Source organism: Myxococcota bacterium, from assembly GCA_035498015.1.
GTDB lineage: Bacteria > Myxococcota_A > UBA9160 > SZUA-336 > SZUA-336 > VGRW01.
Genome location: DATKAO010000116.1, coordinates 1 through 23,411, shown reverse-complemented (window position 1 = coordinate 23,411; position 23,411 = coordinate 1). Strand labels below are relative to the sequence as shown.

Annotated in this window: 20 protein-coding genes and 1 pseudogene; 7 read left to right on the top strand and 14 right to left on the bottom strand. The window is 69.2% G+C overall.

The window, feature by feature from the left end; translation table 11 throughout:
- From VMR86_10810 to VMR86_10765, 10 genes are all read right to left on the bottom strand, one after another.
- The coding region (locus VMR86_10810) for an MMPL family transporter (GenBank protein HTO07532.1) at window positions 1-819 on the bottom strand (819 nt) is incomplete at its 3' end.
- Between the two features lie 72 nt (window positions 820-891).
- Window positions 892-1,662 (bottom strand): NADH-quinone oxidoreductase subunit NuoB, encoded by a 771-nt coding sequence (nuoB, locus tag VMR86_10805; protein HTO07531.1) that lies wholly within the window; start codon window positions 1,660-1,662, stop codon window positions 892-894.
- Window positions 1,663-1,678: 16 nt separating this feature from the next.
- The gene (locus VMR86_10800; protein ID HTO07530.1) at window positions 1,679-3,172 is read right to left on the bottom strand and encodes an NADH-quinone oxidoreductase subunit C; all 1,494 of its coding nucleotides are present in this window, start codon (window positions 3,170-3,172) and stop codon (window positions 1,679-1,681) included.
- Window positions 3,169-4,602 (bottom strand): proton-conducting transporter membrane subunit, encoded by a 1,434-nt coding sequence (locus tag VMR86_10795; GenBank protein ID HTO07529.1) that lies wholly within the window; start codon window positions 4,600-4,602, stop codon window positions 3,169-3,171. Before VMR86_10795 ends, VMR86_10800 begins: the two co-directional genes overlap by 4 nt.
- A 3-nt stretch (window positions 4,603-4,605) precedes the next feature.
- A complete protein-coding gene (locus VMR86_10790) occupies window positions 4,606-5,247 on the bottom strand; it encodes a hydrogenase (protein ID HTO07528.1) in 642 nt (213 codons plus the stop codon).
- Window positions 5,248-5,251: 4 nt separating this feature from the next.
- Entirely contained in the window at window positions 5,252-6,166 is a 915-nt protein-coding gene (locus VMR86_10785; GenBank protein HTO07527.1) for an NADH-quinone oxidoreductase subunit H, read from the bottom strand.
- On the bottom strand, window positions 6,163-8,136 hold the full coding sequence (locus VMR86_10780) for a proton-conducting transporter membrane subunit (protein HTO07526.1): 1,974 nt from the start codon (window positions 8,134-8,136) through the stop codon (window positions 6,163-6,165). The genes VMR86_10785 and VMR86_10780 overlap by 4 nt, the downstream gene beginning before the upstream one ends.
- The gene (locus VMR86_10775; GenBank protein HTO07525.1) at window positions 8,133-10,124 is read right to left on the bottom strand and encodes a proton-conducting transporter membrane subunit; all 1,992 of its coding nucleotides are present in this window, start codon (window positions 10,122-10,124) and stop codon (window positions 8,133-8,135) included. Before VMR86_10775 ends, VMR86_10780 begins: the two co-directional genes overlap by 4 nt.
- Complete coding sequence (locus VMR86_10770) at window positions 10,121-10,819, bottom strand: PTS sugar transporter subunit IIA (GenBank protein ID HTO07524.1); 699 nt, start codon at window positions 10,817-10,819, stop codon at window positions 10,121-10,123. Before VMR86_10770 ends, VMR86_10775 begins: the two co-directional genes overlap by 4 nt.
- Before the next feature lie 87 nt (window positions 10,820-10,906).
- Window positions 10,907-12,064, bottom strand: coding sequence for an LLM class flavin-dependent oxidoreductase (locus VMR86_10765; protein HTO07523.1), 1,158 nt, complete (start codon window positions 12,062-12,064; stop codon window positions 10,907-10,909).
- Window positions 12,065-12,239: 175 nt separating this feature from the next.
- Between VMR86_10765 and VMR86_10760 the strand changes: the two genes are divergently transcribed.
- Window positions 12,240-12,920, top strand: coding sequence for a VOC family protein (locus tag VMR86_10760; protein ID HTO07522.1), 681 nt, complete (start codon window positions 12,240-12,242; stop codon window positions 12,918-12,920).
- On the top strand, window positions 12,917-13,807 hold the full coding sequence (locus VMR86_10755; GenBank protein ID HTO07521.1) for an MBL fold metallo-hydrolase: 891 nt from the start codon (window positions 12,917-12,919) through the stop codon (window positions 13,805-13,807). The genes VMR86_10760 and VMR86_10755 overlap by 4 nt, the downstream gene beginning before the upstream one ends.
- 85 nt (window positions 13,808-13,892) lie before the next feature.
- On the opposite strand, the gene VMR86_10750 is transcribed toward VMR86_10755, so the two are convergent.
- From VMR86_10750 to VMR86_10735, 4 genes are all read right to left on the bottom strand, one after another.
- The gene (locus VMR86_10750; protein HTO07520.1) at window positions 13,893-15,245 is read right to left on the bottom strand and encodes an OprD family outer membrane porin; all 1,353 of its coding nucleotides are present in this window, start codon (window positions 15,243-15,245) and stop codon (window positions 13,893-13,895) included.
- 71 nt (window positions 15,246-15,316) lie between these two features.
- Window positions 15,317-16,156, bottom strand: coding sequence for a hypothetical protein (locus VMR86_10745; protein HTO07519.1), 840 nt, complete (start codon window positions 16,154-16,156; stop codon window positions 15,317-15,319).
- Between the two features lie 16 nt (window positions 16,157-16,172).
- Window positions 16,173-16,973, bottom strand: coding sequence for a transporter (locus tag VMR86_10740; protein HTO07518.1), 801 nt, complete (start codon window positions 16,971-16,973; stop codon window positions 16,173-16,175).
- A gap of 100 nt (window positions 16,974-17,073) precedes the next feature.
- Complete coding sequence (locus VMR86_10735) at window positions 17,074-17,520, bottom strand: hypothetical protein (protein HTO07517.1); 447 nt, start codon at window positions 17,518-17,520, stop codon at window positions 17,074-17,076.
- Between the two features lie 266 nt (window positions 17,521-17,786).
- Here VMR86_10735 and VMR86_10730 point away from each other — a divergent pair, with 266 nt between their 5' ends.
- The 5 genes and pseudogenes from VMR86_10730 to VMR86_10710 all read left to right on the top strand — a co-directional run.
- Window positions 17,787-19,358 (top strand): sigma 54-interacting transcriptional regulator, encoded by a 1,572-nt coding sequence (locus tag VMR86_10730; GenBank protein HTO07516.1) that lies wholly within the window; start codon window positions 17,787-17,789, stop codon window positions 19,356-19,358.
- Window positions 19,359-19,469: 111 nt separating this feature from the next.
- On the top strand, window positions 19,470-19,724 hold the full coding sequence (locus tag VMR86_10725) for a hypothetical protein (GenBank protein HTO07515.1): 255 nt from the start codon (window positions 19,470-19,472) through the stop codon (window positions 19,722-19,724).
- A 42-nt stretch (window positions 19,725-19,766) separates the two neighbouring features.
- Window positions 19,767-21,377, top strand: a complete 1,611-nt coding sequence (locus VMR86_10720) for an arylsulfatase (protein ID HTO07514.1) — start codon at window positions 19,767-19,769, stop codon at window positions 21,375-21,377.
- A 2-nt stretch (window positions 21,378-21,379) separates the two neighbouring features.
- A pseudogene (locus VMR86_10715) lies at window positions 21,380-22,390 on the top strand (HAD family hydrolase).
- 655 nt (window positions 22,391-23,045) lie between these two features.
- Window positions 23,046-23,411 (top strand): polyphosphate kinase 2 (locus VMR86_10710; GenBank protein ID HTO07513.1); only part of this gene is annotated, 366 nt, incomplete at its 3' end.

Here is a 23,411-nt window from a genome sequence, read left to right as displayed (position 1 = left end):
CGAGAGACCCCGCGCGAGCTCCTCGCGGAAGCGCTGCACCAGGAGCAGCGAGTAGTCGATCGAGAGACCGAGCCCGAGAAACGCGGCCACGTTCAGCGCGAAGATCGCGATCTCCATGAAGTTGGAGCCGAGCCGGACGATGGCGGCGGAGCTCGCCAGGGCGAACGCGCCGATCGCGATCGGAATCAGCGCCGCCACCACGCCGCGGAAGAACAGGAGCGTGAGCACCGCGGCGATCGGCAGCGCGATCTCCTCGGCGGCCGTGATGTCGGCGTGCGCAATCACCTGTGCGACGATCGAGGCCGCGACGTGCCCGCCGATCTCCACCTCGACCGGCGGCTCGACTGCCCGGAGCCGTGACTCGATGCGCGGAAGCGTGGCCAGCTTGTCGGCGTTGCTGCCGGCGAGTGACACGATCACGAGCGCCTCGTGACCGTCGCGCGAGATCAGACCTGGCTCGCCCGTGTCGAAGTAGGAGGAGATCCCGACCACGCCCGGGGTCTGCAAGAGCTCGGCGCTGAGATCGGAGAGCCAGGCGCCGAACTGCAGGTTGCGGATGTCCGCGGCCGGATCGCGGTACAGCACGAGCACGTCCGCGGAGCCCACCCCGAATTGCCTCTCCGCCTCCTTCACCGCCAGGTCCGACTCGCTGCCCGGCACCTCGAAGCCGCCGGCCGGAAGATGCTGCGCGGCCGAAGCCCCGTAGATCGCCGCCGCGGCGAGCAACGCGCCGAACGCCGCCAGCACCGAGCGCGGCCGATCCGCGAGCCATCCGGCGCTGCGAGCGAGACGCGACTCGAGGGACGCCTCCGCGCGCACTGGACTTCCTCCTCCCCGCCGGGCCCTGCAGGGCCCGCACAAAAGTTGCCCTTTGTGCCGCGCGTCCGCCCCTCAGCGCGAGCCGTCCTCCAGGCGTCCGAGCAGGCGGAGCAGGCCATCGAGGATCGTGATCGGATGCGGCGGGCAGCCGGGGACGTAGAGATCGACGGGCACGACCGCGCTCGCACCGTTCAGCACCTCGGGGTGGTCCTGGTAGGGCCCGCCCGAGATCGCGCAGGCGCCGACCGCGATCACGAGCTTGGGCGCGGGCACGGCGGCCCAGGTCTTCTCGAGCGCCAGGCGCATGTTCTGGCTCACTGCGCCCGTCACGAGCAGGCCGTCGGCATGGCGCGGCGAGGCGACGAACGAAATGCCGAAACGGCCGAGGTCGAAGACGATGGTGCCGAGCACGTTGACGTCGGCCTCGCAGGCGTTGCAGCCGCCGGCGGAGACCTGGCGCAGCTTGAGCGAGCGGCCGAACAGCCCGCGCATCTTGGCATCCAGCGCGCTGGCGAGCTCGAGTGTCTGGTTGCGCAGCACGAGCGCCTCGCGCGTGCGGGTCGCCAGGCGCCAATCGCGCGTGAACTCGATCGCGCCCTCGGGGCAGGCCTCGACGCAGTCGGTGCAGAAGAGACACTTGCCCAGGTCCAGCTGGGGCCCGGCGGCGTCGGCGGCGAGCGCGCCGGTCGGGCACGCGTCGATGCACGCGCGGCAGCCATCGCGGCAGCGCGCGAAGTCGAGGGCCGGCGCGCCGCGCAGCCGATCGGGCAGAGTGGGCTCGCCGGCGGGGAACGCGATCGTCCGTGTTCCCTGGGCGATGCGCGCGCGAAGGATCTTCCACATGTCCGCCTCCGGAGACCTACAGGTCGAACCCGCAGTAGCTGAGATTGAAGCTCTTGTTGCACAGCGGGAAGTCGGAGATCTGCTGACCGCGCAGCGCCAGGGCGAGCCCCAGCCAGTTGTGGAACGACGGATCCACGATCTTGTAGCCGGAGAGGCGCCCCGACGCGTCCGTCCAGCCGACGTGACAGATTTCGCCGCGCCAGCCCTCGACCAGTGAGACGCAGACGTGGTCCGGCGCGAGCGCACCGCAGCTCGCGCGCATCTGTCCGCCGGGCAGGCTGCCGAGCTGGTCGCGGGCAAACTCCGCCGAGCGCCGCACCTCGAGCCAGCGCACGTAGGCGCGCGCGAACACGTCGCCCGAGTCCCAGGTCGCCACGGGGATCTGGGCGACGCGGTAGATCCCGGTCGGATGCGTCGTGCGGACGTCTCGGGTCAGGCCGCAGGCGCGCGCCGCCGGGCCCACGAGTCCAATCGCAAAGGCTTGCTCGCGCGAGAGCGGGCACGTGTCTTCGAAGCGCGACATCACCGACGGCGTGTCCCAGAGCAGGTCTGCGGACTGGCCCACCTCGGCCACCGCTCGTTCCACCGCCTCGGCCATTCGCGCGGCGCGCGGTCCGTCGACGTCGAAGCCGAGACCCCCGGGCCGCACCAGGCCCCGCCCGAAGCGGCTTCCGCAGAGCTCGGCGGAGAGGTTCAGCCAGTCACCTCGCAGCCTGCCGCAGAACGCGGCGGTGGGCAGGAAGCCCACGTCACCGGCCAGCGCGCCCAGATCGCCCGTGTGGTTCGCCATGCGCTCGAGCTCGAGCGCGACCGCCCGCAGCGCGTGTGCGCGCGCGGAGACCCGGGAGCCCGCGAGCGCCTCGACGAGCTGCGCGTAGGCCGTCGCGTGTCCGATCGTGGTGTCTCCCGCGGCCGTCTCGAAATAGTGGAGCCTGCGGCGCGGGTCGCCGGCCACGACGGCGCGCTCCACGCCGCGATGCTGGTAGCCGAGCGAGATCTCCAGGTGCATCACGTTCTCACCGTGACACTGGAAGCGGAAGTGACCCGGCTCGATCACCCCCGCATGCACGGGCCCCACGGCGACTTCGTGGACCTCGTCGCCCTCGATCTTGTAGAAGTCCGCGATGCCGACCGCGGCGGCCGCCCCCGCGCGCGGCGGAAAACGCACCGGCTTGAGCCACGGGTGTCCGTCCGGCCGCAGATCGTGCTGCTCGAAGATCTCGCGCTCGAAGAGGTGGACGCTCGGTAGCTGCGGAGTGAGTGACGGGAACGAGCCTTGGATCGGCGAGCTGCGGCCCACCCGTATGCTTCCGTCGCGGTCCGAGGCGAGGACGGCGACCAGGCACGTGCCGTGCTCCCGGGCCGCCGCGAACAGCGCCGCCACACGCTCGCCGCGGCGGACGCCGTCGACCAGCGCCGTCTGCAGCTCGGCGAGCGTCAGCTCCGGCACTTCTCCCGCGGGGCTCGCGACCGCGCTCTGGGTGCGCAACAGGTCGTCCGCCGAGCTCATCGCGGGGTCTCCACGGCGGCGGCCGCCTCGCGGAGGAGGGCCACGAACGGCGCCGGGATCCAGAGTCCGAGCACGAGCACGAGCACGAGCAGGACGGCGATCGGAGTGACTCCCAGCCAGCTGTCGCGATACGGCGTCGCCGCGCCGCGCGTCGACGGCTCGCCTTGCACGACCGCCAGCACCGTCGAGCCCATTCCGACGAAGACCAGGACGAGCAGGAACAGGAACGCCGCCGCCACGCCCCAGCGCTCTGCGTGGAGCATCGCCGACAGGATGGTGAACTCACTCACGAACGGACCGAAGGGCGGCGTGCCCGTGATCGCGAAGAAGCCCCCGAGAAACAGCGCACCGGACGCGGGCAGGACGGAGAGCGCGCCCGAGACGTCGGCGGTGCGTTTGCTGCCGAACGCGCGGTGGATGTTCCCGGCGGACAGGAACAGGACCCCCTTGGAGAAGCCGTTGTTGAGCAGGTGGAGCAGCGCGCCGAACGAGCCCGCGCCGCCGATCGCGATCCCGAGCACGAGGATCCCCATGTGCTCCACGCTGGAGTACGCGAGCATCCGCTTGTAGTCGCTCTGGCGCACCATGAACGCGCCGGCGACCGCCATCGAGAACAGGCCGAGGAAGAGCAGGAGCGAGCGCGCGAACTCGGAGTCGCCGGCCGCCGCGCAGATCTGGAAGAAGCGCAGGATCGCGAGGAAGGCGCAGCTCGTGAGTCCGCCCGCCAGGAGCGCCCCGACCAGTCCCGGCGCCTCGCCGTACGCGTCCGGCTTCCAGGTGTGCATCGGCGCGAGCCCCATCTTCGTGCCGTAGCCGACGAGCGCGAGCACGAAGCCCGAGTGCAGCCAGGGCCGCGACAGATGCGGCGCGCTGGCGAGCACGTCGCTGAGCAGCATCGAGCTCGCGGTGCCTCCGAGCAGCGCCGCGTAGGCCACGAAGAAGGTGCCGAGCAGAGCCAGCGCGATGCCCACGGAGCCGATCAGGAGATACTTCCAGGTCGCCTCGATCGAGCGCGGATTGCGGTTGAAGTAGAGCAGCGGACCGGAGGCGAGTGTCGTGGCCTCGACGGCCACCCACAGGAGCCCCAGGTGTCGTGCGCTCGCGATCAGGTTCATCGTCGCGAAGAACACCAGCATCACCGAGCAGAAGATCCGGTTGGGTCGCTCGGCGCGGAGCGCGAGATAGCCGGGCGCATAGGCCGCGCAGAGGAAGAACAACAGCGCCAGATAGGCAGTCACGAGCCGCCCGATCGGATCGAGCCCGAGCCAAGGCTCGCCGGGTCCGGCACCGCGGGTCCCGAGCTCCAGCGCCACCAGCACGAGCTGGGTCGCGCCGGCCGCGGGCAAGAGCCAGGGTCGGACGCGGGCGCCGGGGGTCGCGAAGGCGAGGGCGGCGAAGCCGAGCGGCGCGAGCACGAGCCAGAGCGCCATGGCCTACTCCCGGAGCGAGGTCAGGTGCTCCGTGCTGAGCGACGAGAACTCGCGGTGGATGTGATCCATGATGATGCCCATCACGAAGACGGCGACGAAGAGGTCGAGGAGGACGCCGATCTCGACCAGGAACGGGATCGCCTCCACCAGAGTCAGTCCGAACACGAAGATGCCGTTCTCGAGCGTCAGATAGCCGACCACCTGGGTGATCGCTTTGCGGCGCGTGGTGAGCACGAGAAACCCCGTGAGCACGGTGGCGAACGAGGCGGGGACGACGAGCTCACCGACGTGCTCGTCGAGCAGCGGCAGCGAGCGCGAGAAGACCAGCGACAGGCCGGTCGCGAGCGCGCCGAGCACGAGCGACGCGGTGAAGCCGACGAACGGCTCGATCTCGCGCCGAACCGAGATGTTGCGTGTCGCGCGGAGGAGGATCGTCGGGATCGCGATCCCCTTCAGCAGCACCGTGACGATGGACAGGAGCAGGATGCGTCCGCCGGTCTGCCCGTGCGCGACGAACAGCGCCGCGCCGAGCAGCACCCCCTGCATGGCCGCGAACTGGATCGCGGCTCGGAGCCGGCTCGTGCCGAGCATCAGGAAGTTCAGCAGGAGCACGCCGACGAGAACGAGATCGAGAGTCTCTCCCATCCCTTCACCCCACCAAGAGCAGCACGCCGAAGGCGCCGAGGAGACTCGCGCCGACCAGGAGACTCGGGACGCGCAAGAGCCGCAGGCGCGCCATCACGGACTCGACCACGCCGATCAGCACCGCGATCCCGAGCAGCTCGCAGAGCGCGACCCCCGCGCCCAGAGCGGCGCCCTCGACGTGGAACGGGGTCGCCACGCGCGCGAGCAGGAGACCGTAGGCGAAGAGCTTGATCGCGGAGCCGTACAGAATGAGTGCGAACGGCGGTCCGCTGTGATCGAGCACCATCACCTCGTGGATCATCGTGAGCTCGAGGTGCGTGGTCGGATCGTCGAAGGGCATCCGGCTGTTCTCCGCCAGCAACACCACGAAGAGCGACACGCTGGCGAGCCCGAGCGACGGGGCTCCGCGCGCCCAGAGGTCGGGGAGGTCCGGCCCGAGCATCGAGCCGAGTGAGTAGGCGCCGGAGAGCTTGACGAGCACGAGCAAGGCGAAGAAAGCCGCCGGCTCCGCGAGACACGAGAACGCCGCCTCGCGCGATGCGCCCATGCCCTCGAATGCGGAGCCGGTGTCGAGCGCCGCCGCGATCGTGAAGAACCGACCCAGTCCCAGCAGGTACGCGAAGGCGATCAGGTCGCCGGGGAACGAGAGCAGCGCGCCGTTCGCGCCGAGCGGAACGATGGCCGCGGCGAGACACGCGGTGACGAGGCCGACGACCGGCCCGGCGAGAAACACCCAGCTCGTGGTGCGGCTGCGCACCACGCCCTTCCGCAGCAGTCGCAGCAGGTCGTAGTACGGCTGCAAGAGAGGCGGACCCCGGCGCCCGGCCAGGCGCGCCTTGGTCCGGGTGACGACGCCGAGCATGAGCGGCGGGAACAGGAGGGGAATCGCGATCGCGAGGACGACGTCGCTGGCGGTCACCGGCTCATTCCAGTCACTGCGAGAAGCGCGAACAGCGCGAGCCAGACGTACAGGAGATAAGCGTGGACGCTGCCGCGCTGCAGAGCGCGCAGCCGACCGGCGGCGTCGGCGAACGCCCGTGCGGCCGGCACGAGCAGGCGATCGAGCACCGCGTCCACAACCTCGCTGTGGAAGGCGCCAGACCCGGGGAAGACCGCCGCGAGCCGGGGCGCGCGCGTCCGGGGGAGCAGCGCGAACGAGAACGCGCGCACCAACGGCTCCGCGAACGACGACGCCGAATACTGCATGCGCGCGCTCGGCGCCGCGTAGCCACAGTCCCAGGTGAGTCCGGCCGCGAGCGGCGCCCGCCTGAGCCGCGCGCGCAGAGCGAGCGCGAGCAGGGCACAGAGCGCGAGCGTCGCGAGCGCGACGAGCGAGAGGGCGCCGAACGGCGCAGCGAGCGGGGCCTCGGGCCTGCCGAGCGCGACCGCGCAGGCGGCGGCCAAGGCGGGCGCGAGGGCGAACGGCGCGATCCCGATCGCGGCACACGTCGCCGCGAGCCCGGCCATCGGTGCGAGCATCGGCCCGGGAGCGTCACCGCCTTCGACCCGAGACGCGTGTCGCGGCGCGCCGAGGAAGACGCTCCCGACGACCTTCGCGAAGCTGGCGAGCGCGAGCCCGCCCACCAGCGCGAGAGCCGGCGCGGCGAGCGCAGCGAGCAGCCACGGACCGCCGTCGGCGGCGATGGCGACCCGCAACAGACCCGAGTAGACGAGAAACTCACTCACGAACCCGTTCAGCGGCGGGAGCCCGACGATCGAGACCGCGCCGACGAGGAAGAGGAGCGCCGTCACGGGCATCGCGTTCGCGATCCCGCCCAGGGCGTCGAGCGAACGCGTGCCCGTGCGCTGGACCACGGCGCCTGCGCCGAGGAACAGGAGTCCCTTGAACAGCGCGTGGTTCGCCACGTGCAGCAACGAGCCAGCGAGAGCGAGCGCCGCCGTCTGCCAGTGACCCGCCGCGCGCGCGATCAGCGCCGCGCCGAGCCCGATCGCGATGATTCCGATGTTCTCGACGCTGTGGTACGCGAGCAGCCGCTTCACGTCGTGCTGGGCGAGCGCGAACGCGACGCCCAGCACCGCCGACACGACGCCGATCACCAGCAGCGACTCACCCCACCACGGCGGGGTGTCCGGCACGAGCGAGACGACGCGGACGATTCCGTAGATTCCGACCTTGATGAGCACGCCGGAGAGCAGGGCCGACACGTGCGTGGGTGCGGCGGCATGCGCTGGAGGGAGCCAGTAGTGCAGGGGCACGAGGCCGGCCTTCAGGCCGAAGCCGGTGAGCGCGAGGACGAACAGCGCCGACTGGATCGCGGGTGGAACCGCACCGGCGCCGATCGGGACGAGGTCGAAGCTGCCGGTGGCGACCCGGTGCAGCGCGAACAGCGCCACCAGGCACAGCGTGCTCGCGCGCGTGCTCACCAGATACAGGAAGCCCGCATCGCGTACCTCGGCATCGCGGTCGTCGGCAGTGACTGCGAAGAACGCGGCGATCGCCATGATCTCCCAGCCCGCGAGGAACACGAGGGAGTGCCGGGCCAGGAGCACCAGGATCATGCCGCCGCTGGACAGGCCGAACGACACGCGAAGCCGCGCCGCCTCGCGCGGGTGCGCGGCGGCGGGGAAGTAGGCGAGGGCGTACGTGCCGCAGGCCGCAGTGAGAACCGCGACCGGCAGGAGGAAGAGGGCCGACAGAGCATCGAGGCCGAGGCGGAGGTCGCCGCCGGGAAACCCGGCCTCGAAGAGCAGAGAGTCGCCCCCGTTCCAGAGCGCGAGCACCGAGCCCGCGAGCGCGGTCACGGCACCCGCCGCCAACGAGGCGGCGGCGGCTCGGTCCGCGAGCTGCGGTCCGCGGCGCACGCACAGCGCGAGCAACCCGCTCGCAGCGATCAGCGTGGCGCCGATCAGCGCGAGCCACGTGGTCACGGCTGGCTGCTCCGACTCAGCGACACCCATGCCAACGCTGCCATCGCGGCGACGGTGATGTACGCGAGGTAGAGCTGGATGTTCCCCTGCTGGAGACGGCGCAGCCGCGCGAAGCGACTCGCGATCGCCTCGAAGAGCGGCTCGTACGCGCGCGCCGTCATCGGCTCGGCGTAGTCGGCCCGAAGCGAGCCCGCGGGCGGAAGCACGCCGCTCGGTCGCGCGGTGCGGACGCGGGGCGCGAGCGTGCGCGCCGGAAAGCCGGTAGTGAAGGGCTGAGAGAACGAGAGCGCCGAGTACTGCATGCGCGCGGCGGGTGCCGCATAGCCGCAGGCCCAGGTCTCCTGCTGCGCCCGGGGCGCTCGCCGGAGCCGCAGGGCCAACGCCGCGGCGACCAGGCCCCCCGCGAGCCAGAGCGCGAGCGCGAGCGCCGGGAGCGGGGCCAGCGCGTCCACCGCCGGCGCCGCGCTGAGCTCGATGCCGCCTGCCGCGGTGAGCTCGGCGAGCGGCGCCGCGACGGCGCGCAGCAGGAGCGTGGGCGCGAGCCCGAGCCCGACGCAGACCGCCGCCAGCGCGGCCATCACTCCGAGCATCGGGCCGCGGACGTCGTGGGCACGGCGCGCCGAGTCACTCCGCGGCTCCCCGAGAAACGCGACGCCGAACAGGCGCACGAAGCCGGCCGCCGCCAGCGCGCCAACGAGTGCGAGCAGCCCGAGCGCGACGGCTGCGGCCACGGATCCGGCCGGCGGCGCCGCGGTCACCGCGTGGAGCAGACCGAGATAGAGCAGCCACTCGGTCGCGAACCCGTTCAGGGGCGGCAGCGCGGCGAGCGCAACGGCTGCGATCGCGAACAGCAGCGCGGCGGCCGGCATGCGACGCGCCAGGCCCCCCAGGTGCTCGAGGTCCCGCGTCCCGGCGCCGTGCTGGACGCCGCCGGCGGCGAAGAACATGAGGCCCTTCATCGCGGCGTGATTCCAGACGTGAAACAGTCCCACCACCAGGCCGAGGCCGGCGAGCGTGGCGTCGCCGCGCGCGGAGCCCGCAAAGCCGAGCCCGAGCCCGAGCCCGATCAGCCCGAGATTCTCGACGCTCGAGTGCGCGAGCGCGCGCTTCAGGTCGCGCTGCCCGAGTGAGAGGGCGATGCCGACGAGGGCTCCCGCGAGGCCCAGTGCGGCGAGTGCCAGGCCCAGCTCGGGCGGGACGCCGCCGAGCAGAACCGCCACGCGCAAGAGCCCGTAGTAGCCGAGCTTCACCATCGCGCCCGACATGAGGGCCGATACGTGCGACGGAGCCGCGGCATGCGCTTCGGGCAGCCAGACGTGGAGCGGGAAGATGCCTGCCTTCACGCCGAATCCGGCGAGCGCGAGCGCGAACAGCGTCTCTGCGCTCGCCTTTCCGGACAGCAGCGCGGCCCCGGGGCCGCCGCCGACTGAGTCGCCGAGCAGCACGAACAGCGCGAGCAGCGCCGCCGTGCCCGCATGCGAGGCGACCAGGTAGATCCAGCCGGCGCGCCGCGCCTCCGGGCGCTCCCAGTCGAGGCTCACCAGCACCCAAGCGCAGAGTGACATCGTCTCCCACGCGACGAGAAACAGGATGGCGTCGCGGGCAAGGGTCACCGTGATCATCGCGGCGCACAGTACGTCGAAGAAGAACCAGCTCGCGCTGGACCAGCGCATCCCCGTGCGGCTCGACAGATAGGCGCGGCCATAGATCGCGCCGAGCGCGGACAGCGCCAGCACCGGGACCAGGAAGAAGGCGGAGAGCGGGTCGATCGCGAGCGAGAGCGTGGCGCCCGGCAGGCCCCAGCCGAGCTCTAGACCGGGAGTCTCTCCCGCGAAGAGCGCCCGCAGCACCGGAACGCCTGCGAGCAGCGCGGCGATGGGGGCGCCTGCGGAGCCCAGGCGCGACGAGAGCCCGGGCCAGCGCAAGGTCGCGAGCGCCGCCAGTCCCGAGCCGAGCAAGACGAGCAGCGCTGCGGCCAGGAGAGTCATTTCGCCGTGCTGCTCGTCCCGTTCGCGAACCCTGACTCGACTCGGTGCAGCTCCGCGGCAATCACTTCAGGCTGCGCGCGGCGCTCGAGCGCGTGGCGGAACTCCGGATCGTGCAGCGCGGCGGAGAGCCTCGAGAGCAGGCGCAGGTGCGTGCGACTCGTCGGCGCGACGATCACGAACAGGATTCCGACCGGCTTGGCGTCGAGCGCGCCGAACGGGATGGGCTGTTCGAGGAAGCACAGCGCCACGGAGGGCCGGACGTGCAGGAGCACCGGATTGCGCACGTGCGGGATCGCGATGCCATCGCCCACCGCGGTCGAGCCCAGATTCTCGCGGGCGAGCAGCACCTCGTACAGAAACTCCCGGTCGATCTCGTCGGGTAGGTCGAGCACGCGAACGACCTCGCGCAGCACGGTCTCGCGGGCTTCGCCGCCCTTCAGGAAATGGATTCCCCCGGCCTGGAGCGCACTCTCGAGACTCGGAAGCGGCTCGTGCTCTTCCGTCTCGGAGAAGAGCTCCGCGGAGACGCGGACGCCCTGGGCCGTGGCCCACTCCAGGAGCTCCGCGCGATTGAAACGGTGCTGGCCGTGTGCGCGGTGGACGGGAAGGCCTCGCTCGTCGATCCAGCGAAAGACCGTCTTCTCGGGGACGCCGAGCAATCGCGCGGCGTCCCGGACAGTGATCTTGACCCCCACCGCAGCTCTCCGCCCGCGCGGACCCGCAGGCGCGCCGGTTGTTTAGGCCGCGGCTCTGGTGCTGTCAACCAACTGTGGCGGCGTGACTCACTGACCCGGCAGCTTGATGCCCTGCTTCTCGAACTCCTTGGCGATCGCGCCTCCATACTCGGCGATGAGATCGCCGTGCGCCTTCTGCACCGCGTCGATCGTGGCTTTCCGCCCGGCGTTGCGGTCCTGGAAGCGCGGCATCACGTAGCGCGAGAAGAGCTCGTAGCTCTTCTTGGTGTTGTCCCACGAGGCCCAGTTGTGCGCGAGCTGCAGGAACGCACCGAAGCCGCCCGACTGCTGCTGCAGGTTCTCGAGCTGCGCGATCGCGTCGTCGGGCGTGCCGATCACCGCGAACTTCTGCGCGATCATGTTCTCGATCACCTCGTCGACGGTGCCCTCCATGCCGAGCGGCAGCGCCGCGACCTCGCGGAAGTAGAACAGCCAGTCACCCAGCCCGAAGCGCACGTTCTCCTTGGCCTGCTCGCGCGTCTCGGCGATGTGCATCGGGCCGACCAGGCGCCAGCGCGAGCGGTCGACCGGGTGCCCGTTCGCCTGACTCGTGTCGCTGTAGACCTGCCAGTTCATGCCCAGCATGTTGAAGCCCTCGAAGCTGGTCGCGCCGAGTGACAGGAGCCCGGCGCCGTGCTTGCCGGCGATGCGCGCGCCGGCCGGCGAGATCTGGGAAGCGACGGCGTACTCGAGGTTCTGGCTCCACGGCAGGAGCTGCAGCCGCGCTTCCTTCAGCGTGAACCAGCTGCCCTCGTGCGTGACCGTCTCGCCGCGCAGCAGGCGCAGGATCACGCCCAGGCCCTCGTCGAGCCGGTCGCGCTGCGTCGCGGCCTGGATGCCGAGCATGCGCGCGTCGGACTGCAGCGCGCCCGGGCCGGCGCCGAACATGACTCGCCCGCGCGTCATGTGGTCGAGCTGCACGATGCGCTCGGCGATCATGAACGGGTGGTGGTACGGGACCGAGATGACTCCCGTGCCGAGCCGGATGTGCCGCGTGTGCTGCGACGCGATCGCGAGGAAGATCTCGGGCGAGGCGATGATCTCGTAGCCCGCCGAGTGGTGCTCGCCGATCCACGCCTCGTCGTAGCGAAGCTGATCGAGCCACTTCACGAGCTCGAGGTCGCGGTCCAGGCACGCGGTGGGGTCCTCGCGCACCGGATGGAAAGGGGCGAGGAAGATTCCGAAGCGCAGCGGCGGATGGTTCATCGGTGGGCTCCTTCAGAGCCCATCGTGCCATACCTCGTGAACGGCTTCTCAGCTCCGGGCGCGGCCGGCGGCGAACCTGGCCCGGTCGGCCAGCGCCCGAAAGTGACTCCGATCGTGAACGTGATCCCGGGCGAAGAGCCCAGCTCCGGTCCGATGCGCTGGTATGCTCTCGCCCGTGAAGCTCGCGAAGCCGCGCATCGACGTGGGTCTCTACACCAACCGCCGTGACGAGATGCTGGCGTTCTGGCGCGACGAGGTCGGGCTGCCCTACGAGGAGCTCCTGCCCATGGGCGGCGGCGTGCAGCAGCATCGGCTCGGCCTGCTCGGCTCGGTGCTGAAGATCAATCACTCGCGCGATCCGCTGCCCGACGAGCCGCGCGCCGGCTACCGCGAGCTGTGGATCGCCCGTCCGGGTCTCTCGGCCCCGAAGCCACTCAGCGATCCCGACGGCAACCGCGTGCTGCTCGTGCCGGAGGGATACGAGTCGGTGACGCGCATCGCATACACGGTGGCGGCCTCCGACGCCTCGGCTGCGCGCGACTTCTACGGCCGCGCGCTCCAGCTCGAGCCGGTGGGCGAGTCCGCATTCCGCTGCGGTGACTCGCTCGTGCGCGTGGTCGGCGACCCCGGTGCGCGCCCGGTCGGGCGCATGACCGGCCCGGGCTTCCGCTATTTCACGATCCAGGTGTTCGGCGTCGACGAGGAGCACGCCGGCATCCTCGCGCGCGGCGGGCAGGAGGGCAGGGCGCCGCTCACCTTGGGCAAGGTCGCGCGCATCTCGTTCGTGCGGGACCCCGACGGGAACTGGATCGAGATCTCGCAGCGTGCGTCGCTCACCGGGCCGCTGCCGTCGTGAGCGCGACGCTCGACTGGTTCGGCTGCGCGACCTTCCGGCTCACGCTGGGCGAGCTCGTGGTGTTTCTCGACGCCTATCTCGACCGAGTGCCGTCCGCGCCGCAGGTCGGGCTGCGGCCTGAGGACGTGACGCGCGCGGACTGGATCGTGGTGGGTCACTCGCACTTCGACCACCTGTACGGCGCGGAGCGCATCGCCAGACGGACCGGCGCGAAGATCCTCGGCTCGCACGAGACGGTGCGGGTCATGGAGGCGCAGGGCGTGCCGCTCGAGCAGATGATCGCGGTCGCGGGCGGCGAGCGTGTGCGGCTCTCCGACGACGTGGTCGTCGACGTCTACCCGAGCCAGCACTCGTGCGTCTGGTCGCACCGCGCCATGGGCCCGTCCGACGAGGTGTGCATCGGCGACCTGGGGCTCACCTGGCAGGAGCAGCAGGAGCGTTTCCGCGGACTCGCGGCGCACTTCGGCTCGCTCGGGCCCGACGTGATGAGTCACTTGCGCGCCAGCGCGCAGGGTCCGCGCGGCGACGGCGGCGCGCTGGTCTATCACTTCCGCACGCCGCACGGCACGCTCTTCTATCAGGACACGTCGGGTCACTGGAGCGGGGTCTTGCGCGACCTGCGCCCCGACGTGGCGATCCTGGCCGCCGCGGGCCGCGGCAACGTCGACGGCGAGCCGATCCAGGGCTCGCTCGCGCAGTTCGTGGGGCGCCAGGCCGACCTGCTGCGCCCGCGGCGCGTGTTCCTCGCGCACCACGACGACTGGCTGCCGGGCTTCTCGCGCGCGATCGACACCAAGCCCATCCGCGACGAGCTCGCGCGCGTGCGGCCGCAGACGCAGCTCGTCGAAATGGGCTACGCCGCGGCCTGGCCGCTGTTCGCCCGCTAGCTGCGCAATCGCGCGGGCATGAGTCAGAGTGAGTGGCGCGCGAAGCACCTGAGTCGAGAACGCCGGAGCCGGGGCATTCCACGACTCACAGCGCCGCGAAGTCGTAGTTCATGATCAGCTGGTACTCGTCGAGCGTAGCGGGCGCGCCCCCGCGCTGATTCACCATCGCCAAGCGCGCGCGGAAGGAGAGTCCCTTGAGCTTGGGCAGGCCGGGCCGCCACTGCAGGTCGAAGTCGTACTCGTCCTCGTTGGAGCCGACGCTCGGCGCGACTCCAAAGCCGTGGATCCAGAGCGCGTAGGCCGTGAAGCCGGGCAGACCCACGCCCGAGAATACGTACGACGTCTTGAGCATGAATGCCTGCTCGGCCGCCCGATTGAAGTCCTCCACCTGCCCGCTCGTGTAGCCCGGATAGCTGCTCCACGGGCTGCGCAGGCTGGTGCCGCGGGTCGTGTTCGAGTAGCCGAGCGTCGCCATGGCTCCAGCGTAGCTGCAGGCGACCTTCACCCCGACCTGGTTGCCGGCGAAGGAGCTGCCCGTGAGCAGGTCGTTCCCGGTGCTGTGCTGGTCGGTGAACTGGGCGGCGCCGAGCACGGCCACTCCGCTCTCGAACTCGCGGGAATACTTCCCTTCCGCGTAGCCGATGTTGATCACGTCGTTGGAGAAGTAGTCGAACAGACCGATCGAGCCGTTCTTCGTCACGTAGCTCGCCCCGGCCAACGCCACGCCGCGATCGATCGCCACGCCGGCCTCCTCCGACATCGAGACGAATCTCTCCGAGTTCTGGTCCTTCATCTTGGTGACCCAGCCGCCACCGTAGATGAGCTTCCCCTCGTCCGCGCCCGGGCTCCAGCTCCCGACCAGGGTGTAGCCCTCGAACGTGTTCGGCGTCATGAGGCGATCGTCGCGGTCGATGTAAGGAGTGCTCAGCTCCTGACGGTAGGCAGTCGCCAGGAGGTCGTCGGTGATCCTGAGCTTCCCGTAGAGCTCGCCGACGACGCTGTAGCTGTCCTGGTTCGGCTTCAGCAGGAACGTGCCGCTCCGATCCGCGGGCGCGTAGATGGGGAGCGACGTGTAGCCGGTCGCGCCAATCGCGAAGCGCTCGAACAGGTAGCCGCTCCTGAGACCGATCGATCCGCCGAGGGACCACGCCTCGCTCGTGGTGGCGTCGAAGTGGTCCTGCCGCAGGTAGTAGGTGCGGAAGTTCGCGAAGAGCGTCGCGTCGCGCAGGAACGCGGGCTCGTCCTTGAGCTGGTTCTCGAGCCAGTCGGTGATCCGCTCGCGCTCCTTGGCGGGTGAGAAGATCTTTTCGATCGAGCTCTTGTCCGCGGACGCGGACTCGGGCGGCGGCTCCTCGATCGAGATCGCTTCCTGCCCCGACGCCCGGCCGGCAGCCTGCAGCAGAAGCAGGGCGAGCAGCGGCATCGCCAAGCGGATCATTCCGACCGCCCACAGAGTGACTCGCCGAGCGCCCGCGAAGCGCCTTCGCGACTCACTACGGGGCCGTCGCCTCAGAAGCGATAGGTCAGGGCGAGGAATGGTCCGCGCTCCTGGACGCGCACGTTGGAGTCGCCGGAGTCGCGGTGGAAGTCGAGAAAGCGGTAGCCGGCGTGCGCCGTCCAGCTCTCGCTGAACGCCCACGAGAGCATCGTGGTCTGCGACCAGGCGAAGTCCGAGCACCAGTTCCCGATGTTGAAGCCACCGACGTCGCCCGAGATCCCCATGGCGACGGTGTCGGAGAGATCGATGCCGAAGCGCAGGCCGACCATGGGATCAACCCATTCCTTGCGACTCCCCACCCGCGCCGAGAGACTGCCGATGTCGAGGTGGATCTTCGGAGTGACCGACCAGTAGCGTGCGCCACCATAGAGCTCGCCGGTGACGTGCCGGGTGTCGGTCGGTCTTCGCGAGAACAGACTGCCGAGCCGGAAGATCCGGTAGCCGGCGGTCGCTTGGAAGAGCCACTCGTCGAGCTCCGTCTTCTCCTCGGCGCCGACGCTGATCCCGCCGCCCGGCCCGAGCTGGACCGTCTTGCTCTGCTTGCCGCCACGAAGCTTCGCCCAGATCCCGTCGAGGTCGACCGACCAGGGCCCCCACTCTCCGCGCCCGTGCAGCAAGAGTCCGCCGGACACGTGACTCAGCAGGTCGTGGAAGGCGATGTGCTCGGATACGCTGGACGTCGAGCTATCGACCTTCGCGGCTAGCATCGGCATCCACGCGTAGACGCTGACCTCGTAGTGCTTCTCGTCCGGGAGTGCAGCGCTGGCCGGGTCGGCCGCGTGGGCGCTGGTGGCTGCGAGCGCGCAGTACAGCCCGAGTAAGGCTGCGCCGCGCGCCCTGCGTGACCGCATCGACCGTTCCCCCATCTCACTTCGGAAACAGCAGCGTCACCTGGAAGCGCAAGCCCCAATTCGGGCCGTTCGCCGGAGTGGTGACGTAGCTCCGGTAGCCCACCTGGAGCTGAAGGACCTGGGGCCCGAGCCTGACGACCTGCGAGAGCAGGAAGTTCACCGGCACCGTCCAGCGCGCGCTCACGAAGTCGTACGTCGACTCCGAGTTCACCGAGAAGGTCGTCGCGGTGTGAGTCGTGTAGGAAAGGAACGGCTGGAAGTAAGTCTGGTTGACGCGCCGCCGGCTGTTGCTTCCCGCGAAGCTCCAGATCTGGTTCCACAGGAAGCCCGTCGTCACCGGGCCCGCCATCTTCAGCACGACTGCGGTCGGCCCCGCGCCCCACTTCTCGGTGCCGAGCGAGCCGACGGTGGCCGTCGGGAGAAGAAGCGCAGGCCCGGCGCCCCAGATGATGCCGCCCCAGCTGCTCGGCTGCTTGGGCGAGAAGAAGAAGCTCTGGGTCGTGTCCGAGAGCCCGAAGTTGGGCCCGTCGAACGGCGCCACGAAGCGGTTCGTATAGGTGACGGGCAGGATCGTGCGCGAGATGACGTTCCAGTCGTCGCCGATCGAGATCGGAATCACCGGCTGGATCCGAAGCAGGTACTGCTCGCCCTTGTCGCTGGGCCCGAGCCCTTGATCGTAGTTGAACTGGAACGGAACGCTGATCAGGTCGGCGACGGGGTTGGTGAGCTTCTTCGCGAGCTCGTGGTCGTCGTCGGCGCGCGCGGTCGCGCAGAGACCGAGCGCGCAGGTCAGTCCAAGTGCGAGGTACTTCCTCATCTCTCCCAGGTCTCCATCGATTTCGGACCAAGAGTGAACGCGAGATCTGGCGAGCGTTCGGCATCGCCAGACCTCGCGCACTCGGTCGAGGCCCGGTCGGCTACTTCTTGAGCGCGAGCTTCGCGCCCGAGACACCGAGCGTCAGGCTCAGCCCCTGGGTGGTCGACTTCAGAGTCACCTGAACGCCGTTCTGGTTCTGCATGGTGAGCAAGCCGCCACCGCCGGCGATCGTGGCGCCGGCCGCCACGGCCGTGTAGTTGCCATCGAAGTCCTCGAGCTTCTTCAGGCCGTACACTTCGCCGCTCGCGGTGATCGAGGTCATGCCCACGGCGCCCACGGTGAGACCGTCGATGGTCACGTCGTACGTCTTTCCGCCGTACATGAGCTTGCCACCGCCCCAGCTGTAGCCGGCACCCGCAGAGACCGCCTTCGCGGACAAGGTCAGGGTGGCGTCCGGCTTCGCAGCCTCGGCGGCATGGCCAGTCTCGAACGGTCCCAGCAAGAACGCGCCGACGACTGCGGCGCAAACGAACGACAGAGCCTTCATCACACTTTCCCTTTCAGTTGTTGGTCTCTCGCTGTCACTTGTGTCTCTCGAGGCATTCGCGCGGCAGCACGAGAGCAACGGGCGTGCCAATACTGCGAGGAGAAAGTGAGCCGGCCGCGCGTGCGCCAATCCGCCCCAGGCGCGGTGCGCCAATCCGCCCCGCGCGCCGGCTGTTGCGCCCCTTCGCCGACGGCTAACGAGAGGCCCGGCTCTCGCACGGCGAGCCACGGCCAGGCACAGCCGTCGCATATCATGGCCAAGTGCCTATGGCGGACTCGTTCGAACATCTGCTCGCCGAGCTCTCGGCGCGGTTCTCGGGGTTGCTCTTCGACGAGGTGGACTCCGAGATCGACGCGGCGCTGCAAGCCCTGACTCGCTTCTTTGGCACCGATCGAGCCAGCCTCTTCGAGCTTCGAGGGGATTCGTCGGGGATGGCCCTGACTCACTCGTGGGTGCGCCCCGGTCTCGTCCGGACGCCAACCGACGAGTCGATCGGACTGAAGCTCCGGTGGTACTGCGCGCAGATTCGCGCGGGGACCGTACTCAACGTCCGAAGCTTGCCCGACGAGCTTCCTGCAGAAGCGATCGCCGAGCGCGAAGAGGTCCTCGCCTTGGGAATGCGCTCCCACGTCGTCGTGCCACTCGAGGTGGGCGGGAGCTGGGTCTGCGCGATAGCCATGGCAATGGCGGAGAGGGAGCGCTCGTTCTCGGAAGAGGAGATCGGGCGCATCCGGACCGTCGGGGAGCTGCTGGCGAACGCACTCCATCGCCGCAATTTGGAGCGCGAGGTGCGCGAGCTGCTGCGCCGCCTGCGTGCGGAGAATGCGTATCTCCGCAGCGCCGTCGGCGGAGACGGGGACGGGGGCTTCGAGCAGCTCGTGGGCAAGAGCCCGGAGCTGCGCCGCGTGCTGGAGCTGGCGGCGCAGGTCGCGCCTACCTCGACGGCCGTGCTTCTGCTCGGCGAGACGGGAACGGGCAAGGAGCTCATGGCTCGCGCGATCCACGCCCGGAGCAAACGGGCCGAGGCGCCGCTGATCACGGTGAACTGCGCGGCGCTTCCAGCGTCGCTCGTGGAGAGCGAGCTGTTCGGACACGAGAAGGGCGCGTTCACCGGCGCCACTTCGGTGAGACTCGGCCGCTTCGAGCTGGCCGACGGCGGCACGCTCTTTCTCGACGAGGTCGGCGAGCTCGCAGAGGAGATCCAAGCCAAGCTGCTGCGCGTGCTCGAGAGTGGCGAATTCGAGCGCGTTGGCGCGGTTCGCTCCCGCAAGGTCGATGTGCGCCTGATCGCCGCGACCAACCGCCCGCTGGAACACGAGGTGCGCAAGGGGAGCTTCCGGGCGGATCTCTACTACCGGCTCTCGGTCTTTCCCATCACCGTCCCTCCCCTCCGCGAGCGGCCCGGGGACATCCCGCTCCTGGTCTGGGAGATCATCCATCGCCGGCAGCACGAGCTGGGTCGGCATATCGAGCACGTGTCGGAGAGCGCGATGCAAGCGCTATGTCGCTACGCATGGCCGGGAAATATCCGTGAGCTCGGCAATGTGATCGAACGCGCCCTCATCCTCTCGCCGGGTACCGAGCTGCGGCTCGATGCCTTCATTGCGTCCCAGACACCGCTCTCCGAGATCTCCGAGCGCGCCGACGCCGCCGAGCGCAGTCACCTTCTGGAAGTGCTGGAGCGCCACCACTGGCGCATCGATGGACACGGCAATGCGGCAGACTGCCTCGGCCTGAACCCGAGCACGTTGCGCTCGCGGCTCCGGAAGCTCGGGATCGTTCGTCCCCACCGCGCCATCCCCGTCGACTCACCCGTGACATTCCGCGAGCGCCCGTGACATTTCGCGAGCCGCGATCGGATGCCTAGCCGCGAACCGGGACGCGAGCGGCCTGCTCGGAGCTTCCGCGGCTGAAGGTCGGTGGCACGGCGCTCGCAATAGCGCCCCCGCGTGACGGTTCGGATCACGATCGTGAGCGATACGGCGCCTCGCCGAATCTGCGTCGAGGGGCGGCTCACGGGTGCTGAAGTCAGTGAGCTCGAGCAAGCGATCGGCGGTGACCCGAGCGGCGTCTGCCTCGAGCTCGAGAATCTCCGCTCCGCAGACGAGGACGGGCTCGCCGCTCTCGGCAATCTGCGCCGCGACGGCGCGCTTCTTCGCAACGTACCCCGGCACCTCGCATGGCGGATCGAGCCAGCCGTCTGAATCGCGATCCTAGACAACTCGAACTTGGATGGAGAGTTACTGATGAAACGACTCGTGCAATCGTGCAGCCTGCTCGCGGCGCTGGCGCTCGTCGGCGTCGCGCTGCCCGCAGCCGCGCAGGAGAAGAAGCCCAACATCGTGATCATCTGGGGCGATGACATCGGCCAGTCCGACGTCAGCGCCTACTCGATGGGCGTGATGGGCTTCCACACGCCCAACATCGATCGCGTCGCCAAGGAAGGCATGATCTTCACCGACTACTACGGCGAGCAGAGCTGCACGGCCGGCCGCGCGTCGTTCATCACCGGCCAATCCGGGCTGCGCACCGGCTTGACCAAGGTCGGCTTGCCCGGCGCCGCGCTCGGCTTGCAGAAGGAAGATCCGACGATCGCCGAGCTCCTGAAGGCGCAGGGCTACGCCACCGGTCAGTTCGGGAAGAACCACCTGGGTGACCGCAACGAGTATCTGCCCACCGTGCACGGCTTCGACGAGTTCTACGGGAACCTCTACCACCTGAACGCCGAAGAAGAGCCGGAGCTTCCGGACTACCCGAAGGAGGCGGACTTCCCGAAGTTCCGCGAGAAGTTCGGCCCGCGCGGCGTGATGGACTGCAAGGCGTCGAGCACCGACGACGCGACCGTGGATCCGCGCTCCGGCCGGGTCGGCAAGCAGGTGTGCAAGGACACCGGTCCGCTGACCAAGAAGCGGATGGAGACCATCGACGACGACATCGCCGCGCGGGCCGTCGACTTCATCCAGCGCCAGAACAAGGCCGGCAAGCCCGTCTTCGTGTGGGTGAACTTCACGCACATGCATCTGCGCACTCACACGAAGCCCGAGAGCGTCGGTCAGTCGGGGCGCTGGCAGAGCCCGTACCACGACACCATGATCGACCACGACAAGAACGTGGGTCAGGTGCTCAAGGTGCTCGACGACCTGGGCATCGCGAATAACACGTTCGTCATGTACTCGACGGACAACGGTCCGCACATGAACTCGTGGCCCGACGCTGCGATGACGCCGTTCCGCAGCGAGAAGAACACGAACTGGGAAGGCGCTTACCGCGTTCCCGCCATGGTGCGCTGGCCGGGCAAGATCAAGCCGGGCAGCGTGTCGAACGAGATCGTCTCCCACCTCGACTGGCTGCCGACGTTCGTCGCGATGGCCGGCGACGCCAAGGTGAAGGACGAGCTGCTCAAGGGCTACACCGCCGGCGGTCGGACGTACAAGGTCCACCTCGACGGCGACAACCTCGTCCCCTACCTGACCGGGCAAGCCGCGAAGAGCCCGCGGGAATCGTTCTTCTACATCAACGACGATCAGCAACTGGTCGCGCTCCGGTACGACAACTGGAAGCTCGTGTTCATGGAGCAGCGCGCCCCGGGAACGATGGCGATCTGGGCGAACCCGTTCACCGATTTGCGGGTGCCGAAGATCTTCAATCTCCGCACCGACCCGTACGAGCGGGCCGACGTCACGTCGAACACCTACTACGACTGGCTGATCGATCACGTCTTCGTGCTCGTCCCTGCGCAGCAGTACGTGGGTCAGTTCCTGCTGACATTCAAGGACTATCCACAGCGCCAGAAGGCGGCCAGCTTCAACATGGACGAAGTGTTCAAGAAGCTGAAGGACAGCGGCGGGTCGAAGTAGCCATGCGGACGACTCGCATAGCGAAGCTTGCCGCCGTCGCGTTCGCCGTCTCTGTGGCGTTCGCGGCGGCGGGGCGCGCCGCCGATCCTCTGCCGTCGTGGAACGACACCGCGCCGAAGCAGGAGATCATCGCCTTCGTCGAGCGAGTCACGAAGCCTGACTCACCTGACTTCGTGCCGGTCCCCGAGCGCATCGCGACCTTCGACAACGATGGCACGCTCTGGTGCGAGCAGCCTCTGCCCGTCCAGCTCTACTTCGTGCTCGACCGCGTGAAGGCGCTCGCGCCGCAGCACCCCGAGTGGAAGCAGAAGGAGCCGTTCGCCTCGCTCTTGAAGGGCGACCTGAAGAGCGCGCTTGCGGGCGGCGATCGCGCGCTGCTCGAGATCATCATGGCCACGCATGCGGGCATGACCACGGTCGAGTTCGAGAAGATCGTGAAGGACTGGATCGCCAGCGCGAGACACCCGAAGACCGGCAAGCTGTTCACGGAGATGGCCTACCAGCCGATGCTCGAGCTGCTCGCCTATCTGCGCGCGAACGACTTCAAGAGCTTCATCGTGTCCGGAGGCGGCATCGAGTTCATGCGCGCGTGGGCGGAGCAGGTCTACGGCATCCCGCCGGAGCAGATCGTCGGCAGCAGCATCGAGACGAAGTTCGAGATCCGCGACGGCAAGCCCGTCCTCATGCGACTGGCGAAGCTGAACTTCAACGACGACAAGGGCGGCAAGCCCGTCGGCATCCAGCGACACATCGGCCGCCGGCCCGTGATGGCGTTCGGCAACTCCACGGGCGACCAGCAGATGCTCGAGTACACGCAGGCTGGCGGCGGCGCGCGCTTCGAGCTTCTGGTGCTGCACGACGATGCGGCGCGCGAATACGCGTACGGTCCGGCTCGCGGACTCCCCGACGTCAAGCTGGGCGCCTTCACCCCGGCGCTCGACGAGCACGCGAAGAAGGACGGCTGGACCGTCGTCAGCATGAAGAACGATTGGAATCGCGTCTTCGCGCGCGACGAGGCAGGAGTCACTGCGATCGACGTGCTGCTGGAGCCGGACGCCACGATGCTCCAGCACGCCGAGGCGGACAACGCCCGCTTGCTGAAGGTGAACCCGAAGGGCTTCGCACTGGACGCGAGTCACCGGCCGCACATCACGCTCATTCAACGCTTCGTTCGCACCGCGGACCTCGAGGCGCTCTATGCGGCCGTCGGCAAGGTCGTCACCACCGCCGATGTGACTCACATGAAGCTCGAGGCGTTCCAGCGGTACTATGCGCCGACCGGGAGCACGGGCGTCGCGGGCATCGTCGCACGGCCGACCCCCGAGCTGATCGAGCTGCAGCAACGGGTGATCGCTGCGGCGGCTCCGTTCATGGTGGAGACTGGAACCATCGCCGCGTTCACCGCGAAGCACGAGGACCCGGCGACCGACGCAGGCTTGATCGACTACGTGTCGACGTTCGTGCCCAAGATGACCGGCGAGCACTTCAGCCCGCACGTCAGCGTCGGGGTCGCCCCACGTGAGTATCTGGACAAGATGGTTGCCGAGCCGTTCGAGCCGTTCACGTTCTCGCCCGCGGGCGCAGCAATCTACCAGCTCGGTCCGTACGGAACGGCCGCGAAGCGGCTCGCGGAGTGGCGCTGAGAGCTTCGAACAGGACGAGGTGACGATGGCCGGCGCGAACAATGCAGTGACACACAAGGGCACCCTTTCCGGGAAGGAGTATCAGCGGGAGCTGAAGAAGCTCCACGTCGAGCTCGTCAAGCTGCAGGAGTGGGTGAAGGCAAAGGGTCGCCGGGTCTGCATCGTCTTCGAGGGCCGGGACGGCGCCGGCAAGGGCGGGACGATCAAGGCGATCACCGAGCGAGTCAGTCCGCGAGTATTTCGCGTGATTGCGCTGCCCTCGCCGACCGAGCGCGAGAAGAGTCAGATGTACGCCCAGCGCTACCTGCCGCACATGCCGGCGGCCGGTGAAGTCGTGATCTGGGACCGCAGCTGGTACAACCGCGCGGGCGTCGAGCGAGTCATGGGATTC

Bases quoted from the DNA above. Each gene is read 5' to 3' on its own strand.
- nuoB (HTO07531.1), bottom strand. From the start codon at position 1,662: ATGTGGAAGATCCTTCGCGCGCGCATCGCCCAGGGAACACGGACGATC.
- VMR86_10800 (HTO07530.1), bottom strand. From the start codon at position 3,172: ATGAGCTCGGCGGACGACCTGTTGCGCACCCAGAGCGCGGTCGCGAGC.
- VMR86_10795 (HTO07529.1), bottom strand. From the start codon at position 4,602: ATGGCGCTCTGGCTCGTGCTCGCGCCGCTCGGCTTCGCCGCCCTCGCC.
- VMR86_10790 (HTO07528.1), bottom strand. From the start codon at position 5,247: ATGGGAGAGACTCTCGATCTCGTTCTCGTCGGCGTGCTCCTGCTGAAC.
- VMR86_10775 (HTO07525.1), bottom strand. From the start codon at position 10,124: ATGACTCTCCTGGCCGCAGCGCTGCTCGTCTTGCTCGGCTCGGGACTG.
- VMR86_10765 (HTO07523.1), bottom strand. From the start codon at position 12,064: ATGAACCATCCGCCGCTGCGCTTCGGAATCTTCCTCGCCCCTTTCCAT.
- VMR86_10750 (HTO07520.1), bottom strand. From the start codon at position 15,245: ATGATCCGCTTGGCGATGCCGCTGCTCGCCCTGCTTCTGCTGCAGGCT.
- VMR86_10745 (HTO07519.1), bottom strand. From the start codon at position 16,156: ATGCGGTCACGCAGGGCGCGCGGCGCAGCCTTACTCGGGCTGTACTGC.
- VMR86_10740 (HTO07518.1), bottom strand. From the start codon at position 16,973: ATGAGGAAGTACCTCGCACTTGGACTGACCTGCGCGCTCGGTCTCTGC.
- VMR86_10735 (HTO07517.1), bottom strand. From the start codon at position 17,520: ATGAAGGCTCTGTCGTTCGTTTGCGCCGCAGTCGTCGGCGCGTTCTTG.
- VMR86_10730 (HTO07516.1), top strand. From the start codon at position 17,787: ATGGCGGACTCGTTCGAACATCTGCTCGCCGAGCTCTCGGCGCGGTTC.
- VMR86_10720 (HTO07514.1), top strand. From the start codon at position 19,767: ATGAAACGACTCGTGCAATCGTGCAGCCTGCTCGCGGCGCTGGCGCTC.